This window comes from Arthrobacter sp. 2MCAF15 (assembly GCF_052115605.1).
Lineage (GTDB): Bacteria > Actinomycetota > Actinomycetes > Actinomycetales > Micrococcaceae > Arthrobacter.
In genome coordinates, this window is sequence record NZ_JBFRGZ010000001.1 from 350,690 (window position 1) to 369,948 (window position 19,259).

Genomic DNA, 19,259 nt, shown 5'->3' on the forward strand with positions numbered 1-19,259 from the left:
GGACGTCTGGAGGATCCCCTTGAAGGCCTGTCACCCACGCGGAAATGTCCAGCACCGAAGTATCGACGCGCCACCGCATCGGGAGGACGATTAAAGGGCCACACCATCAAGGAGGTCAATGATGTGCTACCCGTACAACAGGGATTTCCGGCGGGACACCACGAAGGATGCCGCGCGGGAAACTGAGGAACGCCCGGAGCCCCGGGTGGAGGCAAAGGAATCCAGGTTCTGGGGCTTCCCGCGCCGCAGCAAGGAGTTCACAGTCGAAGAGCCGGAGACAGTGGTCGACCGGCCCCGCGAGAAGGTCTAAGGACACGATGTGACCCGACCGGCCGCTGAACCACACATTTAGCTGAGACAGTGAAAATGTGGGTTCGGCGGCCGCTTCATGGCCGGGCCGGCCGGCGGAGGCCAATCGCCGCGGAGAGCCCAAGCAGGAGGCCACTGACCGCCAGCAGGGATCCGGCGACGCCGATCTGCCCGTCCGGTCCGGGATCACCAGGGCCGGCCGCGTTCGGCGGCTGCTCCGCTGAGGGGCCCGGACCCTGCCCCGCATCCCCGGTCGGGGACGCAGTCGTCCCCGACCCGGGAGCAGGCGTGGCCGTAGCCGGGACGGACGTCGTCGCAGGTTGAGCAGGCTTGCCTTCGCCCGCCGTCGAATCCTTGGGGCCGGAGGTTGGTGTCGCGGGTACCGGCGCGGGCTGGGCGGGTTGCCCTGCGGACGATGTCTGTGACGGCGCCGGAGGCGGAGCGGCCCCGGAGGGTGACGGCGAGGCGCCGCCCGGACCCTTCGGGCTGGGCGCAGGGGAGGCAGGCGGCGGACTCGGCGTCGGCGAAGACGGACAGAACTTCACCGGGAGAAGGCCGGCCGGCCCACAAGGATCGGCCACTGCGGGCAACGCCAGAACGAGCGGCGCTGCCGCGAGCACCAGTGCCACGGCGGATGTGTATGAGGCCTTCCGGATGGAGTTCATCCACACCATCGTATGGTTCCACCGACGGCCGGCAGGGAATCTCAACCCGGTGAGGCTCCTTTTCGCTGACAAAAGGAACGGCAGGGGCCCGGCGGCCACGGTGGTCGCCGGGCCCCGAATAGCGGTGGGCGCTAGCGTTGTCCGGGCGCTCCAGGCTCCTGTGGGTACGGCGGCTGCACCGGCTGTCCCTGGGGCGGGTACAGCCCCTGCTGCGGGTACTGGCCTTGCTGCGGCGGGTACAGCCCCTGCTGCGGGTACAGCCCCTGCTGCGGTGGGTAAGGCTGGCCCTGGGCGTAGGGGAGCGGAGCAGGTCCCTGTGGCTGTTGCACCGGGGCGTATGGCGCCTGCATGGGCATCCGGGCGAAGGTGGCCTTCCTGTCCTCCTCCCGTGCCCTGGCGCGGGCTTCGACGGCCCGCGCGGAGAAGAAGCGCTGGTGCCCGAGGTACACGACGACGAAGAGTCCGACGGCCACGGAGAAGAACGCTACTGCCGTCACGCCGGACGTCAGGCCGCGCATCAGGCCGTAAATGAGGGTCAGCATGCCGCCCACGAGGAACCCGCCGGCGAACAAGGGCTTCCTCGACTCCGTCCAGATGCTGGCCCCCAGGATCAGGAGGGCGGAGGCGAGCGCCGCGATGGTCACGTTCCGGTTGTAGTCGTGCACCGCGGACTGATGGGCTTCGATGGCCGCCTGCCGGGCCGCGGAGTCGAGATTTACCATGGAGGACAGTTCGGGGGCCGGATAGAAGGTGGCGATGCCGAGGCCGACGAAGAGCACGATGATGATGCCCAGGCCGATCGAGTATAGGACGCGCAGGGATTTTTCGGTCATGGCCCTATCATGCGTAGGCAATCAGGCGGAGTGGGGCAGGCGCGCCTTTTGCTGGGGCTTCCTTCTGTGTGCGGCGGCCGGCCTCATACGTCAGCTTGCGCGCGGCCCGATCATGTCCAAAGTGTACCCGTCCGGGTACGCGGACAGGCTGCCGCCGGGCACAAATTTGGGCTCGGGCGGCAAGGGGCGCCGCCTGGCCTTGAGAGCCTGGAACCGCAGCACCGCGTTGAAAGGTAGGCGCAGCGCCGCCGGGGCAGGTTTCAGACCCAGAGCAACGGCGACCTGGGGTTTGTCCATCATCAGCGCCAGGACGGTCGGGGTGAACCGGCGAAGCCAGGTGGGGAAACGTCTGGCGAGGGCCTCGGCCGTCGCCTCGAGCAGCATTGCACCCTCGGGGCTCGGGCCCATGTCCCGGTCCTCGTACTCGTCCAGGAACCGTTCCGCCTCCGCGAAGGTGGCCGGGACGCCGTCGAGCCCCATCTGCCGGCCCAGCTCGGCGTAGAAGTCCGTGGCGGCCCGCTTCTCCAGCTCGGTCAGCCGGCGCCAGCCGTGACGATCGGCCCAGCGCAATGGCAGGACAAGCATGGTCGTGAGGACGTAGACGAAGTCGTCCTGGGTGCCGGGCACTCCCTTGTGTACCCGGCGGAGCAGCTCAATCATGGCCTGGCTGCGTTCGTGGGCGAAGCCGTTGGCGATGATCTCGTGGATGACGATGCCGGTGTCGTAGGAGCGCTTCATTGGCCGGGACTTCATCTCCCCGGTCGCCGCCAGGGTCCGGGCTGTGGAGGGGATGGCGAAGTTGCGGTAATAGGCGACGAAGAAGCCCGAATGGATTTCAGCCTTGAAATCGAAGAGGACCATGTTCCGGTAGATCCCGTACATGTCCGTACCGCTAGGTCCTGTTTGGCGGGTCGGGTGCGTCAGAAGGTGCATGGGGGCTTTCTGTAGCTGCCGCAGGTTATGCCCGGGCAGGGGAGACATGGAGTTTTGATTCGACGGCGAGCACGTAGCTGCGCTCCTCCGCGGTCAGGAAGGTCGCCGAAGTGCCGGCAGCGAGCTCGGCGTCCCAGATTTCGACAATCATCCGGTGCAGCCGGTCCTGAACCGGTGCCTGGGGGTCGGCCTCAAGGGTCCGGTCAAGAGATGTGCTCTGCAGCGCTTTGGCCCGGATGGACTCGACGCGTGCGAGGGTTTCGGTGTTCCAGCGGTGCTGGTTTCTGCGGCCGGTCCGGCCGGCAACCGCCGGGATCGTGAGTCCGGCGCCGGCCAGGACGGTCGCGACCAGTTCCAGCTGGTGGTAGGGGAAGTCAGGCCTGACCAGTACGGCCAGGAACGTCAGGTGTCGGGACAGCAGGGAGAGGCACATCTCGGCCATCACCAGGAAGCCCATGATGCAGCCGGCGCCAAGCATGGAGAATCCGACTCGGAACGAGGGGCTCATTCGCGGGACATAGCGGAAGCAGATCACAGCAATTTCCGCGCTCATCGAGCAGATGAAGAGGGTGAGCATCAGTGAGAAAAGGAGCGCCGGGAAGCGGTTCTCGTAGATGCCCCAGGCGGGGGTTGTGGTGGTGGGACCGGTGAGGAGGAAGAACGCTGTTTGCAGGGTCAGCGTGAGCGTCAGAGGCAGGGACCGCGTCCACCAGGACCGGCGACCGCGGACTTCCGGGGCGATGGCGGCGAATGCAGCGAGGCGCAGGTACCAGAGAGAGATGATCATCAGGGAGTTCAGGACCAGTTTGACCAGGTTCATCCCGCCCAGGGCCGTGTCGACGGGGACGTAGACAATCGGGGACATGAGCAATGAGCCCATGCCTCCGTACACGGCACAGGAGAGCACCAGGTCGGTCCGGTTGCGACGCAGTGCGGGAATGCGGGCAACGGCGAGCAGGACCAGGGCTCCGGCCATGAGGAGCTGCGTCATCCGAAGACCGCCCCGAAGTTGCCCGGCTGCGTGTCAGGCTTCCGGCGGGAGTGGCGGATGCGGGACGCGAGCCGGTCCGCGAGGAGTTCGGCCGTCACCTCGAGCTCGTCGAAGAAGTCGGTTCGCTTGAGGGCTGTGACGACGCGCTCCGGGTCGAGGTCCGGGAAGAAGGCGCTGGCGTAGCCGTGTGACAGGACTTCCTGTTCGTGACGGAGGATCATATGCGCGAACTCGTGGAGCACGATCTGCTGGCGGTGCACCTCCGATGCGGCCCTGGCATGCAGGATGAGATCCATGTCGTCCAGCCCGAACCACAGGCCGCAGACCTTGTCCGTGGGGGTGTTGTTGATGGGCTTGATGACGATCCGGCGTCCCCTGGTGGCCTCCAGATGGGCCTGGATGGAATGCATGGAGACTGGCTCATGAAGCCGCAGGCCCTCTTCCTCATTCCGCGCTCGCTCGCGGGCGACACTGTAGTCCATGGGCGCTGATCCTTGGGATGGTCCAATAGGGTTGGGAGTTCTCCTCCTCCAATGGAGGAGCGTATCAGTCCTGCTCAGCGACCTGCCCGGTGACCTGTGTGTCGGAAGTAGTGAAGTTCCTCCCTGCCAGGACGCATCTGACGCACCCGGGATTTACACACGTTTTGTCCCATTAACCCAGATATCCCCTCGGAGGGATCAGGGCAAAAAGAAAACCCCGCCTTCACCGGCCGTTAGGCTGGTGAAGACGGGGTTTCTCTATGGTGCACCCCCCGGGACTCGAACCCGGAACCCATTGATTAAGAGTCAATTGCTCTGCCAGTTGAGCTAGAGGTGCATCTGTTGTTTTCGTTCATCGTGGGCTTTTTATTTCCCGCGTTGTTCTCCGCAACGACATGAAACTCTACACGAGTTTGGCTGTCGTGTGAAATCGAGCGGCGCGGGATGCCTGCGGCTAGCCGGGAAGGTCCAAAATCAGCGCGAAATCAGGGTTTTGGTTGTTGATGAGGAGCCACAGCCGGCCGTCAGGGGCGAGCGAAACGTTCCGGACCCGGCCGTACTTTTGCGTGAAATAGCTCACAGGTTCGTCGGCGAATTCGCCCCGGAGGGGAACAACCCACAATCTTTGACCGCGCAGGGCACCCAGGTAGGCAGTGCTGCCGACAATTTCGAGGCCGCTGGGTGACGAATCCGCCGTCGACGGCCACACCACCTTGGCGTCCAGGAAGCCGGAGCGGTGCGGGGCACCTGTCACCTCCGGCCAGCCGTAGTTGCCGCCCGGCACTATCAGGTTGAGCTCGTCGTTGACGTCGGGGCCGAATTCGCTGGCCCAGAGCCGGCCGGCGCTGTCCCAGGCAAGTCCTTGCACGTTCCGGTGGCCAAGGCTGTAGACCGGGTTATCGCCAAACGGGTTTCCCGGTGCCGGCCGGCCGTCTGCTGTGAGGCGGAGGATCTTTCCGCCGAGCGCCCTGCTGTCCTGTGGCTGCTCGCGGCGCTGGGAGTCGCCCGTCCCCACATACAGGAAGCCGTCCGGTCCAAAGCGGATTCGTCCGCCGTTATGCGTTCCGGCCTTCGGAATGCCCGTGAAAACTGTCTCCAGGGCACCGAGCTCCAACCGGCCGTCACGCTCCTCCAGCCGCATGCGGGCGATCCTGTTGTCCGTCGCCGCGGTGAAGTAGGCGTAGAGATACCGGTCCGCGGCAAAGTTTGGCGAAAGGGCAAGGTCCAGGAGGCCGCCTTCTCCGCCGGGTACGACGCCGGGCACCTGGCCAAGCGTTCCCAGCGCCCCGCCGCTGACGGTCCGGAGCAGTGCGGTGTCGCGTTCGGAGATGACCGCGGTGCCGTCGGGAAGGTAAACCGTGGACCACGGCAGGTGCAGGCCGTCGATCCGGCCCGCAACCTTGGGCTCGCCCGCTGCGCCGGCTGTGGCGGTCGCGGTGCGGTCTCCTGGCTGAACCACGGGAGGGGAGGTGCCGCTGCCAGTACAGGCGCTGAGGAAAAGCAGGACAACAATCAGGGCAGTCACCCGGGCCGTTGCCCTCACAGGGAAGCTTGGGGGCGTAACCAAACTGCGGGGCGCCTCAGGACCGGACGCCGGCCCGGACGGCCAGCTACTGCCGGGTCCGGCGCGGAGGCCGAAAGCCGGCTGCTTCGGCATGAGCGGCCGAGAGGAACCACACCTCTGCCCGAGTTTCCTCATACGAAGGACTGGTCTCGTCGTGGTAGACCATCGACGATGCATTGCCCTTGACTGTGAAGCCCTCAGGACCACTCCCATCGGCCGCCGGTGCCGCTGATCCTTCACCATAGGGCTGCTCAGTGGCCAGGTGGCCGGTGGGCTCGGCCGTGTGGCTGGCGGAGGCCTCCGCCGCCGCGGACGAGGCGGCCATCTGCCGGGTTTCTGCGTCAGCGAGGGGCGCTGCCGGAGCCTCGGGGACGGGGGCTTCAGCCATCGCCGGTTCCGGCGTGCTAATGCCAGTGCCAGTGCCAGTGCCAGTGCCAGTTCCGGTGTCCGCGGCGGTTCCAGTGGCCTCGTCCTCGCCCGGTTCCGCGGCTGCCGATTCTGCTCCGGGCAGGGTCGGCGCGTGGGGTTCGGTGTATTCGGGATGGTGGACGGGGAGGCCCTCCGCTGGAGCCGTTTCCGCGGCCGCTCCGGGTTCGGCTCCCGCCGCAACGTGTGCGCCGCGGGTCGGATCGATATGGGCCGGGGCGGCATGCGCATCCGACGGCGGAGCAGTTTCGGACCACTGCGTCTCCCATTCGGCGTTCTCCGGGGTTCCGGCCGCTTCTGCGGCTGGTCCGGCCGCCGGCTCGCTCCAAGGCGCGGCTGCGGCCGTCGCGGCTGCTTCCGGCGCCACCAGAGGGGCCGCCTCGGGCTCTGCCTCCTCCGGGGCAGCCGCAGCCGGCTCGGGCGCTTGCGCCGCAGCCGACGCCGCCATGGCAGCCGCGGGACCGGCCGCCGCCGTCGAACCGGCCACCGCTTCGGAATCGGCCGCCGCGGTCGGGCTGGCCGCAGAGCCGGAAGCGGCACCGGTGCCTGCGGCGGATCCGGAGTCTGCGCCCGGGCGGCTCTTCTTGCGGTTCAACAGCCACCAAACCACAGCGACCACCACGATGATGACGACGAGCCAGACGATCCAGTCCATAGCAGAGCCTTTCAGTCCAAGTTCAGTCCGTATTCAGCCTATGAAGCATGGGTGCCGATGCTTGACGTTACGTCCGGGCGAAGCCGGCTGTCCAGCAATCAACCGTGCTCCGACGTGTAGCCTCGCCTCATGGATTTCAAGCGACTGCAGATTCTGCGCGAACTCGCAGACCGCGGCACGGTCGGGGCCACAGCGGAGGCCATGAAGGTCACGCCGTCGGCCGTATCGCAGCAGCTCAAGACCCTGCAGGAAGAACTGGGTGTAGTTCTCGTGGAGAAGTCCGGCAGGGGAGTGCGGCTCACGGAGGCAGGACTGGCCATGGCGGGCGCCGCTGCCGACGTCTCGACGGCCATGGCGCGGGCCGAAGCGACGATCGACACGTACCGGCGCGGCTGGCAGACGCGGGTGGTGGCGGCCTTCTTTCCCAGCGCCGCGGAGATGTTCCTTCCCGGCATGCTCCATCGCGTCAAGGCGGTCGAGGGGCTGCGGTTCGAAGCGCATTTCGAGGACCCCGGTGTTGCCGGATTCGCCGGGCTGACGGCTGACTACGACATCGTCCTGGCGCACAGTGTCGACGGTCCCGAAGTCTTCGGCGGCCAGGGCCTGACGGTGGTGCCGCTGCTGGACGAGCCGCTGGATGTGGCGTTGCCGGCCGGGCACGCTTTGGCCGGCAAGACCACGCTGTGTGCCGAGGACGTCGTCGGCTTCCCGTGGATGGGCGTTCCCGAGGGCTTTCCCTTCGACACGGTGCTGCGCCAGATCGAGGTGCGGGCCGACTCGCAGGCCCTCCGTGCCCAGCAGTTCCCCGATCTGCGGGTACTGGAAGCCCTGGTCAGCGCCGGCCACGGGCTGAGCCTGCTGCCGCGGTACACCGCGGTCAGCAACCAGGACCGGGGGTTCGTCCTGCGTCCGCTCGAAGGCGTGAAAGCGAGCCGCAGCATTGTTGCGCTGGCCCGTCCCGACGTCGCGGCCCGGACCACCATCCAGCAGGTCCTGGCGATGCTCCGGGCCGAAGCGCAGGGTGTCGCCGAAGCCCCTGAATTGCGTGACGCGGCTCACCAGGCCTGAGCCAAACCGGCCCCCAGTTTCATGATGTGAGACGAGAGTCCACTATTTGATCGACATATTCCCGGTTTTCCGCTTAACGCTCCCTTGCCGGGTCGTTTGCGTCTGTGGCGGAGCCCTAGACTTTGAGCCATGAGTCAGGACACCCAAAAAGCAACAGACACCAAGCCGGACATCAAGCCCCGCAGCCGGGTCGTTACCGATGGAATCCACGCCGCCCCCGCGCGCGGCATGTTCCGGGCGGTCGGCATGGGAGATGACGACTTCGCCAAGCCGCAGATCGGCGTCGCGAGCTCGTGGAACGAGATCACTCCCTGCAACCTTTCGCTGAACCGGCTCGCCCAGGGCGCCAAGGAAGGCGTCCACGCCGGCGGCGGGTTCCCCATGCAGTTCGGCACGATTTCCGTCTCCGACGGCATCTCCATGGGCCACGAGGGCATGCACTTCTCCCTGGTGTCCCGCGAAGTCATTGCCGACTCCGTCGAAACGGTCATGCAGGCCGAGCGGATCGACGGCTCGGTGCTCCTGGCCGGCTGCGACAAGTCCCTGCCCGGCATGCTGATGGCAGCCGCGCGCCTGGACCTCGCGAGCGTGTTCCTCTACGCCGGCTCCATCATGCCCGGCTGGGTCAAGCTTGAGGACGGCTCCGAAAAGGAAGTCACCCTCATCGACGCGTTCGAAGCCGTCGGTGCCTGCGCCGCCGGCAAGATGAGCCTCGAAGACCTGACCCGCATCGAAAAGGCCATCTGCCCCGGCGAAGGCGCCTGCGGCGGCATGTACACCGCGAACACCATGGCCTGCATCGGCGAGGCGCTCGGCATGTCCCTGCCCGGCTCGGCCGCCCCGCCCTCGGCAGACCGCCGCCGCGACGAATTCGCCCGCAAGTCCGGCGAAGCAGTGGTCAACCTGCTGCGCCTGGGCATCACCGCCCGCGACATCATGACCAAGAAGGCGTTCGAGAACGCCATTGCGGTGACCATGGCCTTCGGCGGCTCCACCAACGCCGTGCTGCACCTGCTCGCGATCGCCCGCGAAGCCGAAGTTGAGCTGACCCTCGATGACTTCAACCGGATCGGCGACAGGATCCCGCACCTGGGCGACCTGAAGCCGTTCGGCCGCTACGTCATGACCGACGTCGACAAGATCGGCGGCGTTCCGGTCATCATGCGTGCACTGCTCGACGCCGGCCTGCTGCACGGTGACTGCCTGACCGTCACGGGCAAGACGGTTGCCGAGAACCTTGCGGCGATCAACCCGCCGGACCTGGACGGCAAGATCCTCCGGGCCATGGACAACCCGATCCACAAGACCGGCGGCATCACGATCCTGCACGGCACAATGGCCCCCGAGGGTGCCGTCGTGAAGAGCGCCGGCTTCGACGCCGACGTCTTCGAGGGCGCCGCACGCGTCTTCGAGCGCGAGCAGGGCGCCCTGGAGGCGCTCGACAAGGGACAGATCAAGGCCGGCGACGTCGTCGTCATCCGCTACGAGGGCCCCAAGGGCGGTCCCGGCATGCGCGAGATGCTCGCCATCACCGGCGCCATCAAGGGCGCCGGCCTGGGCAAGGATGTCCTGCTGCTGACCGACGGACGGTTCTCCGGCGGAACCACCGGCCTGTGCATCGGCCACGTCGCGCCGGAAGCCGCCGACGGCGGCCCCATCGCGTTCGTCAAGGACGGGGACCGGATCCGCGTGGACATCGCGGCCCGCACCTTCGACCTCCTGGTCGAGGAAGCCGAGCTCGAGGCCCGCAAGGTCGGCTGGGAGCCGCTCCCGGCCAAGTTCACCAAGGGCGTCCTGGCCAAGTACGCCAAGCTCGTCCACAGCGCCTCCACCGGCGCCTACTGCGGCTGATCCTCCGGCCTCGGTGACCAGGCTTAATAAGGGAAGCTCCGAGGGGCCCCGAACGCACGGCGTCCGCGCCGGGCGTTCGGGGTAGGAGATTCCCGTCTGCCGCCAAGGCTGCAGGGCCAGGGGAAACCGGAGGACCAATCCGTGGACAGCGCCGTCCAAATAGTGAGACAGTCGCCGGGCTCGTTGACACCTGTCTCACTCAGAGGGAAAACTGAACGCATGATCGAGATCGTTACCGCCGGCATCACTGAATGTGTCTCCGTCGTACTTACCAAGCGCGTGGCTCAATAGCCTCTCGGTAACGAACCGTCACGCGCAACCCCTCGAAGAGCCCTCCGGCTGAGGGGTTTTTTTATTTCCCGCAGCACAAGCAGCACCCATCACCAGCAGCACCCATCACCAGCAGTACCCAAGAAGTTCCACGATCACCGAAGATCCACAAAGGAAGAGTCCGATGAGCAAAGGATCGCCGATCAGCCCCTCGCTGATGGCCACCAAGTCCACTGGAGCCCACAAGGCTCCGGAACGCGTCGATCGTCCGGCTGACGCCGGCGTCGACACTGCTGCCGTCTCTCCTGTCCTCGGACCGAACAACGTCGTACCCCCGACTGTTATGACCGGTTCGCAAGCAATTGTCCGCTCGCTCGAAGAACTCGGCGTCCAGGACATTTTCGGTTTGCCCGGTGGCGCGATCCTGCCCACCTATGACCCCTTGATGGCCTCCAAAATGAACCACGTTCTGGTCCGTCACGAACAGGGAGCCGGCCACGCCGCGCAAGGCTACGCCATGGTCACCGGACGGGTTGGCGTCTGCATCGCCACCTCGGGACCGGGCGCCACCAACCTCGTTACCGCCATCATGGATGCCCACATGGACTCCGTGCCGATTGTGGCCATCACCGGCCAGGTCTCCAGCGGGGTGATCGGGACCGACGCATTCCAGGAAGCGGACATCGTCGGGATCACCATGCCGATCACGAAGCACTCCTTCCTGGTCACAGACCCCAACGACATCCCGCACGTGATGGCCGAGGCCTTCCACCTGGCCTCCACCGGACGCCCGGGCCCGGTCCTCGTTGACGTCGCCAAGGACGCCCAGCAGGGCCAGATGACGTTCTCCTGGCCGCCGAAGGTCGACCTCCCGGGCTACCGGCCGGTGGTGCGCGGACACAGCAAGCAGGTCCGCGAGGCCGCCCGGCTCATTTCGGCCGCCAGCAAGCCCGTCCTGTACGTCGGCGGCGGTGTGGTCAAGGCGCACGCTTCGGCCGAACTGCGCGAACTGGCCGAGCTGACCGGCGCCCCCGTGGTGACCACCCTGATGGCCCGGGGCGTGTTCCCGGACTCGCACCCGCAGCACGTGGGCATGCCGGGCATGCACGGCACCGTTTCCGCCGTGACCGCCCTGCAGCAGTCCGACCTGCTGATCACCCTCGGCGCCCGGTTCGATGACCGCGTGACCGGCATCCTGAAGTCCTTCGCCCCGAACGCCAAGGTCATCCACGCGGACATCGACCCGGCGGAAATCTCCAAGAACCGCACGGCCGACGTTCCGATCGTCGGCTCGGTCAAGGAGATCATCCCCGAGCTGACCGAGGCCCTTCGCCTGCAGTTCGAAGCGTTCGGCACCCCGGACCTGACCCCGTGGTGGGCCTTCCTGAACAACCTCAAGGAAACCTACCCGCTTGGCTGGACCGAACCCGAGGACGGGCTCAGCGCCCCGCAGCGCGTCATCGAACGCATCGGCGCCCTGACCGGCCCCGAAGGCATCTACGTGGCAGGCGTCGGACAGCACCAGATGTGGGCTTCACAGTTCATTAAGTACGAACGCCCGCACGCATGGCTCAACTCCGGCGGCGCCGGCACCATGGGCTACGCCGTCCCGGCGGCCATGGGCGCCAAGGTGGGCGAACCGGACCGCGTAGTCTGGGCGATCGACGGCGACGGCTGCTTCCAGATGACCAACCAGGAACTGGCGACCTGCGCGATCAACAAGATCCCCATCAAGGTCGCAATCATCAACAACTCCTCGCTGGGCATGGTCCGGCAGTGGCAGACCCTGTTCTACGAGGGCCGCTACTCCAATACCGACCTCAACACCGGGCACGACACCGTCCGCATCCCGGACTTCGTGAAGCTCGCGGACGCCTACGGCTGCGCTGCCTTCCGGTGTGAACGCGACGAGGACATTGACGCCACCATCCAGAAGGCGCTGGAAATCAACGACCGCCCGGTGGTCATTGACTTCGTTGTGAGCCCGAACTCGATGGTGTGGCCGATGGTCCCCGCCGGGGTCAGCAACGACCAGATCCAGGTTGCCCGCAACATGACCCCGGAATGGGAAGAGGAGGACTGAACATGACCCGCCACACATTGTCCGTTCTGGTCGAAGATAAGCCCGGTGTGCTGACCCGCGTCGCCAGCCTCTTCGCCCGCCGGGCCTTCAACATCAATTCCCTGGCCGTCGGCCCCACYGAGGTCCCGGGCATGTCCCGGATGACCGTGGTGGTCGACGCCGATGGCGAGCTGATCGAACAGGTCACGAAACAGCTGAACAAGCTGGTCAACGTGATCAAGATCGTCGAGCTCACCTCCGAATCTTCCGTACAGCGCGACCACATCCTGGTCAAGGTACGTGCGGATGCCGCGACACGTCTGCAGGTCACCCAGGCCGCAGACCTGTTCCGCGCTTCAGTGGTCGACGTCTCCACAGAGTCGGTGGTCATTGAGGCAACGGGCCACCCCGAGAAGCTCACGGCGCTGCTCTCAGTGCTGGAGCCATTCGGCATCCGCGAAATCGTGCAGTCCGGCACCTTGGCCGTTGGACGGGGATCCCGCTCCATGAGTGACAGGGCCCTGCGCTCCGCGTAAGCGGCGGCGTGAGGCGCAGGGCGGGACGCAAAACCCGCCCAGTACCGCAGCACCACAGACAACATCGAAAATCCACTCAAGAGGAGTTACGCAAGTGACTGAAATGTTTTACGACGACGACGCAGACCTGTCGATCATCCAGGGACGCAAGGTTGCCATTGTCGGCTACGGCTCCCAGGGCCACGCCCACGCGCTGAACCTGCGCGATTCCGGCGTCGAGGTTGCAATCGCGCTCAAGGAGGGCTCGAAGTCGATCGCCAAGGCCGAGGACGCCGGCTTCACCGTCAAGAACGTCGCCGACGCCGCCGAATGGGCCGACGTCATCATGATCCTCGCGCCGGACCAGTACCAGCGCTCGATCTACAACGACTCCATCAAGGACAAGCTGACCCCCGGCAAGGCCCTCGCCTTCGCCCACGGCTTCAACATCCGCTTCGGCTACATCGAGGCACCGGAGGGCGTTGACGTCATCCTGATCGCCCCGAAGGCTCCCGGCCACACCGTGCGCCGCGAGTTCGAGGCCGGCCGCGGCATCCCGGACATCATCGCCGTCGAGCAGGACGCCACCGGCTCCGCCTGGGAGCTGGCCAAGTCCTACGCCAAGGCCATTGGCGGCACCCGCGCCGGCGTCATCAAGACCACCTTCACCGAAGAGACCGAAACGGACCTCTTCGGCGAGCAGGCTGTCCTGTGCGGCGGCGTGTCCCAGCTGGTCCAGTACGGCTTCGAGACCCTGACCGAGGCCGGCTACCAGCCGCAGATCGCCTACTTCGAGGTCCTGCACGAGCTCAAGCTCATCGTTGACCTCATGTGGGAAGGCGGCATCGCCAAGCAGCGCTGGAGCGTCTCCGACACCGCAGAGTACGGCGACTACGTCTCCGGCCCGCGCGTCATCACCCCCGAGGTGAAGGAGAACATGCAGGCAGTCCTGAAGGACATCCAGGAGGGCGTCTTCGCCAAGCGCTTCATCGACGACCAGGACGCCGGCGCCCCCGAGTTCAAGGAACTGCGGGCCAAGGCAGAACAGCACCCCATCGAGGCCGTTGGCCGCGAGCTGCGGTCCCTGTTCGCCTGGCAGCAGCAGGACGTGGACTACGTCGAAGGCTCTGCAGCCCGCTAGTCAAGGCCCGGCAGGGGAGCCGGACACCATTTCTGGGGTCCGGCTTCCCTGCTGTCCAGCACCACCAGCATCACCAGCACCACCCGATTCACCAAAATCCCCACCAGATACACAAGAGAGCTAAAGAGGTCACCGGTGACAAGCACCAAACCTGTCGTACTCCTCGCTGAGGAACTTTCGCCCGCCACCGTCGAGGCCCTCGGCCCGGACTTTGAAATCCGCCAGACTGACGGCTCCGACCGTTCCCAGCTGCTCTCCGCGATCGCCGACGTCGACGCGATCCTGGTCCGCTCCGCCACCCAGCTGGACGCCGAGGCCATCGCTGCCGCCAAGAACCTCAAGGTCATCGCCCGCGCCGGCGTGGGCCTGGACAACGTGGACATCAAGGCCGCAACGCAGGCCGGCGTCATGGTGGTCAACGCGCCGACCTCCAACATCGTCTCTGCCGCCGAACTGACCGTCGGCCACATCCTGAGCCTCGCCCGCCACATCCCGCAGGCCAGCTCCGCCCTCAAGGACGGGGAGTGGAAGCGCTCCAAGTACACCGGCATCGAGCTCTTCGAGAAGAAGATCGGCATCATCGGACTGGGCCGGATCGGCGCCCTGGTCGCGGCCCGCCTCAAGGGCTTCGACACCAAGATCCTCGCCTACGACCCCTACATCACCTCCGCCCGGGCCGCCCAGCTCGGCGTTCAGCTGGTGACGCTGGACGAGCTCCTGGCACAGTCTGACTTCATCACCATCCACATGCCCAAGACCCCGGAAACCGTCGGCATGCTCGGCGCCGACGCCTTCAAGAAGATGAAGAGCACGGCGTACGTCGTCAACGTCGCCCGCGGCGGCCTGGTGGACGAGGAAGCCCTCTACACCGCGCTGCAGGCCGGTGACATCGCCGGCGCCGGCATCGACGTGTTCCATAAGGAACCCAGCACCGACCTGCCGTTCTTCAAGCTCGACAACGTCGTGGTGACCCCGCACCTGGGCGCCTCCACCGACGAAGCCCAGGAGAAGGCCGGCGTTTCCGTCGCCAAGTCCGTCCGCCTGGCCCTGGCCGGCGAACTGGTCCCCGACGCCGTCAACGTCGCCGGTGGCGTCATCGCACCCGACGTCCGCCCCGGCATCCCGCTGATTGAAAAGCTGGGCCGCATCTTCACCGCGCTGACCCACGCCTCCCTGACGCAGTTCGACGTCGAGGTGGCGGGCGAGATCTCCTCCCTCGACGTCAAGGTCCTGGAACTCGCGGCGCTCAAGGGGATTTTTGCCGACGTCGTGACCGAACAGGTCTCCTACGTCAACGCCCCGGTGATCGCAGAGCAGCGCGGCATCAACGTCCGCCTCATCACGACGCCGGACACCGAGTCCTACCGCAACGTCCTGACCCTGCGCGGAGCCCTCAGCGACGGCAGCCAGATCTCCGTCGCCGGCACCCTCACCGGCCCCAAACAGATCCAGAAGCTCGTGGGCGTCAACGGCTACGAGGTGGAGATTCCGATCAGCGAGCACCTCGTGGTGGTTGCCTACACGGACCGCCCCGGCGTGATCGGCACGATCGGCCACATCCTGGGCATGAACAACATCAACATCGCCGGCATGCAGGTGGCGCGCCAGGCAGAGGGCGGCCAGGTGCTGGCCCTGCTGACCATCGACAGCTCCGTTCCCCAGCAGGTCCTTGACGCGATCAAGGCCGGGATTGGCGCTGACATGGTCCGCGAGGTTGACCTCGAGGACTAAAAGTCCTGCCCCCAGGGCCCCGGCGGCGGCATGACCGCCGCCGGCGGCCACGAGCGGGCGGCCGGTCTGCGTACAATGGCTAGGACCGAATTTCGGGTCTTGGCCGGCAGACCGGCCTTTACTTTTGCACGCCCGGCAGGGGACGCCTTCAATTCCGCAGGAAATGAACTGTGGCGTGCGCACGCAATCCAGCTTTCAGGAGCCCAATGAACGCCGTCCAGAGGTTCATCAGAAGCAGAGTGCTTTTGCTGACCGCGTCCATTTTGATCGTGGCCATGTGCCTGTCCGTGCTCGTCCAGGGTCAGTCCCAGGCGGCACTGAGCAGGACCGTGGACCAAAACTCCCGGGGGCTCTATGACGTCCTGGTCCAGGCCAAGGCCGATGATAACGGCGGCCTGATGCAGCCGGACATCGCCACCGGCCAGGGCGGCATCAGCTTCGATCAGCTGGATTCGATCCGCAAGCTCTCCGGCACATCGGTGGCCGCGCCCATCAGCCTGGTCTCGCGCGTGACGCAGAACCTTGAGTCGCCGCGCCTTGACGCCACCGACTACCTGGGCTTCAACGCCGGCCTCGCGGGCACCGCGGGCGACCCGACCGCCACCGACCCGAGCAAGTGGCCGGCCGCGGAATCGGTGCTGAGCGACACGCCGAAGAAATACCGCCTCACCGCCAGCGCCGTCAGCTCCGACGGCCACTCCGACCAGATGCTGTTCAAGACCACGGCTGAGGGCTCCCTCGGCAAGGCGAAGCTGGTCCAGGAACAGGTCGAGGGCGGCCAGAACGTCCGCATCCAGGGCCCCGAGGGCGAGACCGGCATCAAGTTCCCGACGCCGGCCGGCGGCTCCGAGCACAACCTCTTCAACCTTTCCGTATCCCTGCCCATGGCGCCGCAGGTCACCGAATCCGTGGTCGCCGTCGACCCCGTCTCCGAACGCGCGCTGCTGGGCACGGCCGGTGACTTCCTGTCCCCGCTGGAGAAGGCCCCGCCCGCGGACGCCCGCAATGCCGGCGCGATCGGCCGGCACTTCGAAAGCCTCTTCACCAACGRCATCAGCATGGACGAACTCAAGGAAGGCCCGGACTTCCTTGGCGTCAAGCTCAAGTACTGGGCACCGCTGATGACCCAGTACCAGCAGGCCAAGCGCGACGGCCAGCTCACCGCCGATTCGCAGGCCATCCCGCTGATCGTCCGCTCCGGCACCTCCCTGGACCTGAAGTACTCGGTCAAGATCGAGGAAATCGACGACTCCGGCAATGTCACCAAGGACGTCGGCACGGTGTCCCGCTCGCTGGACAAAGACTACCTGCCGTTCGTTTCCAAATCCCCGTTCGCCCTCGCCTGGCCCGGGTCCAAGGACCTCTCCCAGCTCATGGGTGACACCGGTTCCTTCAGCCAGGGCCTCTACAACCCGGCCACCTGGACCACTAACTTTGCCGCCGCCCCCACGTACAAGGACGGCGACGCCGCCGCCAACGGCGCCGCGAACAAGAGCGCCACGCCCGGCGACTGGGTCACCGTGAACCGGCTGCCGGACAAGGCCGCCAACGGTGCCGCCGTCGACCAGACCCAGCGCAACCCCGTAGACGAGCGCTCCTACCGGCAGAACCTTGAAACCGGAAAGAAGCTGGCCACCCCGCTGGCCATGGTCTACGGCACCTTCGACCCGGCGGCCGTCAAGAACGCCGCCGGCGACGTCAACCGGCTGCCCCTGGGCGGCTACGACCCCGCGCCGTTCACGCTGACCAAGGACGCGTCCGGCACGGAGGCCAACACCGAGCTCAAGCCCTCGCTGAGTGCCACGGGCCTGGTCAGCCAGTCCGCCGGCGCCATCACCGACTACTACGGCCTCGCCGCCGCCCGCGGCTACGAGAAGAACGCCTCCGTGATCGACGCTGTGCGCGTCCGGGCCAAGGTCCCCGGCAGTTGGAAGCAGGCGCAGCCCGAGGTGGAGAAGCTCGCCAACGAGATCCGCGACATGGGCCTGCAGGCCACCGTTGTGGCCGGTTCGGCCCGCGAGGACGCCAGCATCGCCGTTCCCGGTTACTCCAAGGACGACGCCGGCAAGGAATCGCCGCTGGGCACCGTGCAGCAGTCGTGGGTCCGGCAGGATGCCGCGGACGCCGTCTCCGGCTCCCTGACGGCCACGAACGTGACCCTGCTGTTCCTGACCCTGTGCGGCGCAGCCCTGCTGACCGGTGCCTCCACAGTCAGCTACATCCGGAAACGGCGCAGCGAGGCCGGCACCCTGCGTGCCATGGGCTGGACACAGCGCAAGATCCGATCCTGGGTGCTGGCCGAATTTGGCGTCGGCGCCGCGCTGCTGGCTGTCGCCGGCACCGCCCTGAGCCTGATCAGCTGGAGCACCGCCACCGCGGTCGTCTCGGCGTCGGTCCTTGTGTTGTACGTGGGTGCGGCGTTCATCGCGGCCCAGCAGCTGCGCCACCGCGACGAAGTGGACCAGGAGCCGCAGCACGATGAGCGGCTGATTGCGGTCGATTCCCCGCTGACCTTCGCCAACCGGCAGCTGAGCACCAACAAGTTCAACACCATCTCGCTCGCCGTGGCCGTCGGTGTCTTCGCCGCCGCCGTCGGCGGACTGGTCGCCCTGCTCATCGACATTCCCCGGGCCGCGGGCGCCAGCGCCCTCAGCGGGCTGGCCGCCGCCAGTATCGCGCTCCCGAGCATCATCCTGGCCGTGTCCGGAGTGGCCGTCGGCTTGCTCCTGACCATGGTCACCGGCCGCTTCGAGCTGCAGGCCAAGCGCCAGTACCTCGGCACGCTCCGGGCCATGGGCTGGAACCCGGACATGCTGGGCCAGGTCCGATTCTTTGAAAATGCCATGGTGGGAACCGTCGCGCTGCCGCTGGGTGTCGTGGGCGCCCTTGGCATTGGCCTTCTCCTCGCCCCCTATGCCGCACTGTGGGCCGCAATTGCCGGTCTCGTGGCTGTACTTTGCTGGATTCCGATTGCAACGAAAGTGGTCCAATGACTAACGAGCTGAACCTTGACCGGGAGGCACACGACCGGATGACCGCCAGCACCCGTCGCGGTGCGCACAAGACCCGCGCCAACACGATCGTGAAGGCCACGGACCACGCCACCCCGCTGGAACTGAGCAACATCACCATCCACTACGGCGGCGGCAAGGGCGGTGCCGAGGCCGTGAACGTCGTGGACGACTTCAACATGACGCTGCACGCCGGCGAAATGCACTGCGTCGCCGGCCGTTCCGGCTCGGGCAAGACCAGCATCCTGACCGTCGGCGCGGGACTGACCCTGCCGACGTCGGGCCGGGTGTTCTGGGAAGGCGACTCGCTCGAGACGATGGGCGACGACGAGATCGCCGACCGCCGCCGGGCCTTGATCGGCTACGTTGACCAGGGCGGTGCCCTGATCGACGGGATGAGCGCGCTCGAGAACGTCCTGCTGCCGGCCGTGCCCGACGGCGAGGTTGAGCAGCGCCGCGACATGGCCAAGGACCTCCTGGACCTGGTGGGCCTGGGCCGGCGGATGCGCCACCGCCCGGCCCAGCTCTCCGGCGGTGAGCGCCAGCGCGTGGCGATCGCCCGCGCCCTCATCCTCGGCACCCGCGTCCTGGTGGTCGACGAGCCCACGGCCAGCCTGGACCGCGCCGCGGCCAACCGCATCATCAGCATCCTCAAGGACACGACCTCGGACGGCATTGCCGTGCTGGTCGCTTCACATGATCACGAACTCGTCCGCCTGAGCGATACCCTCACAGAACTGATCTAGATTTAG

15 protein-coding genes and 1 tRNA gene are annotated in these 19,259 nt (G+C 66.6%); 9 read left to right on the plus strand and 7 right to left on the minus strand.

The features are described from left to right. The first annotated feature begins 118 nt into the window (after positions 1 to 118). Positions 119 to 310 carry a hypothetical protein gene (locus tag AB4089_RS01550; RefSeq protein ID WP_441407566.1) on the plus strand — a complete coding sequence of 64 codons (192 nt, stop codon included), beginning with the start codon at positions 119 to 121 and terminating at the stop codon, positions 308 to 310. 795 nt (positions 311 to 1,105) lie between these two features. Here AB4089_RS01550 and AB4089_RS01555 read toward each other — a convergent pair. The 7 genes from AB4089_RS01555 to AB4089_RS01585 all read right to left on the minus strand — a co-directional run bounded on the left by AB4089_RS01555 (position 1,106) and on the right by AB4089_RS01585 (position 6,858). Continuing rightward, the gene (locus tag AB4089_RS01555) at positions 1,106 to 1,807 is read right to left on the minus strand and encodes a DUF3824 domain-containing protein (RefSeq protein ID WP_441407567.1); all 702 of its coding nucleotides are present in this window, start codon (positions 1,805 to 1,807) and stop codon (positions 1,106 to 1,108) included. Between the two features lie 90 nt (positions 1,808 to 1,897). Beyond that, on the minus strand, positions 1,898 to 2,740 hold the full coding sequence (locus AB4089_RS01560; protein WP_441407568.1) for an oxygenase MpaB family protein: 843 nt from the start codon (positions 2,738 to 2,740) through the stop codon (positions 1,898 to 1,900). A 25-nt stretch (positions 2,741 to 2,765) separates the two neighbouring features. Then, positions 2,766 to 3,731, minus strand: a complete 966-nt coding sequence (locus AB4089_RS01565) for a hypothetical protein (RefSeq protein ID WP_441407569.1) — start codon at positions 3,729 to 3,731, stop codon at positions 2,766 to 2,768. Continuing rightward, positions 3,728 to 4,213 carry a hypothetical protein gene (locus AB4089_RS01570; RefSeq protein ID WP_441407570.1) on the minus strand — a complete coding sequence of 162 codons (486 nt, stop codon included), beginning with the start codon at positions 4,211 to 4,213 and terminating at the stop codon, positions 3,728 to 3,730. Before AB4089_RS01570 ends, AB4089_RS01565 begins: the two co-directional genes overlap by 4 nt. A gap of 261 nt (positions 4,214 to 4,474) precedes the next feature. Further along, positions 4,475 to 4,550, minus strand: a tRNA-Lys gene (locus AB4089_RS01575). Positions 4,551 to 4,667: 117 nt separating this feature from the next. After that, positions 4,668 to 5,729: a PQQ-dependent sugar dehydrogenase gene (locus AB4089_RS01580; protein ID WP_441407681.1), complete on the minus strand. Its 1,062-nt coding sequence runs from the start codon at positions 5,727 to 5,729 to the stop codon at positions 4,668 to 4,670. Between the two features lie 94 nt (positions 5,730 to 5,823). After that, positions 5,824 to 6,858 carry a sunset domain-containing protein gene (locus tag AB4089_RS01585; protein WP_441407571.1) on the minus strand — a complete coding sequence of 345 codons (1,035 nt, stop codon included), beginning with the start codon at positions 6,856 to 6,858 and terminating at the stop codon, positions 5,824 to 5,826. Between the two features lie 129 nt (positions 6,859 to 6,987). Between AB4089_RS01585 and AB4089_RS01590 the strand changes: the two genes are divergently transcribed. From AB4089_RS01590 to AB4089_RS01625, 8 genes are all read left to right on the plus strand, one after another. Beyond that, complete coding sequence (locus AB4089_RS01590) at positions 6,988 to 7,926, plus strand: LysR family transcriptional regulator (protein WP_441407572.1); 939 nt, start codon at positions 6,988 to 6,990, stop codon at positions 7,924 to 7,926. 129 nt (positions 7,927 to 8,055) lie between these two features. Next, positions 8,056 to 9,777, plus strand: a complete 1,722-nt coding sequence (gene ilvD, locus AB4089_RS01595) for a dihydroxy-acid dehydratase (protein ID WP_441407573.1) — start codon at positions 8,056 to 8,058, stop codon at positions 9,775 to 9,777. Between the two features lie 454 nt (positions 9,778 to 10,231). After that, the gene (locus tag AB4089_RS01600) at positions 10,232 to 12,130 is read left to right on the plus strand and encodes an acetolactate synthase large subunit (protein ID WP_441407574.1); all 1,899 of its coding nucleotides are present in this window, start codon (positions 10,232 to 10,234) and stop codon (positions 12,128 to 12,130) included. A 2-nt stretch (positions 12,131 to 12,132) separates the two neighbouring features. Beyond that, positions 12,133 to 12,645, plus strand: a complete 513-nt coding sequence (gene ilvN, locus AB4089_RS01605; RefSeq protein WP_018773531.1) for an acetolactate synthase small subunit — start codon at positions 12,133 to 12,135, stop codon at positions 12,643 to 12,645. Positions 12,646 to 12,739: 94 nt separating this feature from the next. Then, positions 12,740 to 13,765, plus strand: coding sequence for a ketol-acid reductoisomerase (ilvC, locus tag AB4089_RS01610; RefSeq protein WP_441407575.1), 1,026 nt, complete (start codon positions 12,740 to 12,742; stop codon positions 13,763 to 13,765). A 135-nt stretch (positions 13,766 to 13,900) separates the two neighbouring features. Then, positions 13,901 to 15,496, plus strand: coding sequence for a phosphoglycerate dehydrogenase (gene serA / locus AB4089_RS01615; protein ID WP_441407576.1), 1,596 nt, complete (start codon positions 13,901 to 13,903; stop codon positions 15,494 to 15,496). Between the two features lie 206 nt (positions 15,497 to 15,702). Then, positions 15,703 to 18,489: an ABC transporter permease gene (locus AB4089_RS01620; RefSeq protein ID WP_441407577.1), complete on the plus strand. Its 2,787-nt coding sequence runs from the start codon at positions 15,703 to 15,705 to the stop codon at positions 18,487 to 18,489. After that, positions 18,486 to 19,253 carry an ABC transporter ATP-binding protein gene (locus AB4089_RS01625; protein ID WP_441407578.1) on the plus strand — a complete coding sequence of 256 codons (768 nt, stop codon included), beginning with the start codon at positions 18,486 to 18,488 and terminating at the stop codon, positions 19,251 to 19,253. Before AB4089_RS01620 ends, AB4089_RS01625 begins: the two co-directional genes overlap by 4 nt. The last annotated feature ends 6 nt before the right edge of the window (positions 19,254 to 19,259 follow it).

Excerpts from the sequence above, each read along its gene's own strand:
- ilvD (WP_441407573.1), top strand. The coding sequence starts at position 8,056 with ATGAGTCAGGACACCCAAAAAGCAACAGACACCAAGCCGGACATCAAG.
- AB4089_RS01600 (WP_441407574.1), top strand. The coding sequence starts at position 10,232 with ATGAGCAAAGGATCGCCGATCAGCCCCTCGCTGATGGCCACCAAGTCC.
- AB4089_RS01550 (WP_441407566.1), top strand. The coding sequence starts at position 119 with ATGATGTGCTACCCGTACAACAGGGATTTCCGGCGGGACACCACGAAG.
- AB4089_RS01625 (WP_441407578.1), top strand. The coding sequence starts at position 18,486 with ATGACTAACGAGCTGAACCTTGACCGGGAGGCACACGACCGGATGACC.
- AB4089_RS01585 (WP_441407571.1), bottom strand. The coding sequence starts at position 6,858 with ATGGACTGGATCGTCTGGCTCGTCGTCATCATCGTGGTGGTCGCTGTG.
- AB4089_RS01555 (WP_441407567.1), bottom strand. The coding sequence starts at position 1,807 with ATGACCGAAAAATCCCTGCGCGTCCTATACTCGATCGGCCTGGGCATC.
- AB4089_RS01590 (WP_441407572.1), top strand. The coding sequence starts at position 6,988 with ATGGATTTCAAGCGACTGCAGATTCTGCGCGAACTCGCAGACCGCGGC.
- AB4089_RS01560 (WP_441407568.1), bottom strand. The coding sequence starts at position 2,740 with ATGCACCTTCTGACGCACCCGACCCGCCAAACAGGACCTAGCGGTACG.
- AB4089_RS01570 (WP_441407570.1), bottom strand. The coding sequence starts at position 4,213 with ATGGACTACAGTGTCGCCCGCGAGCGAGCGCGGAATGAGGAAGAGGGC.
- AB4089_RS01565 (WP_441407569.1), bottom strand. The coding sequence starts at position 3,731 with ATGACGCAGCTCCTCATGGCCGGAGCCCTGGTCCTGCTCGCCGTTGCC.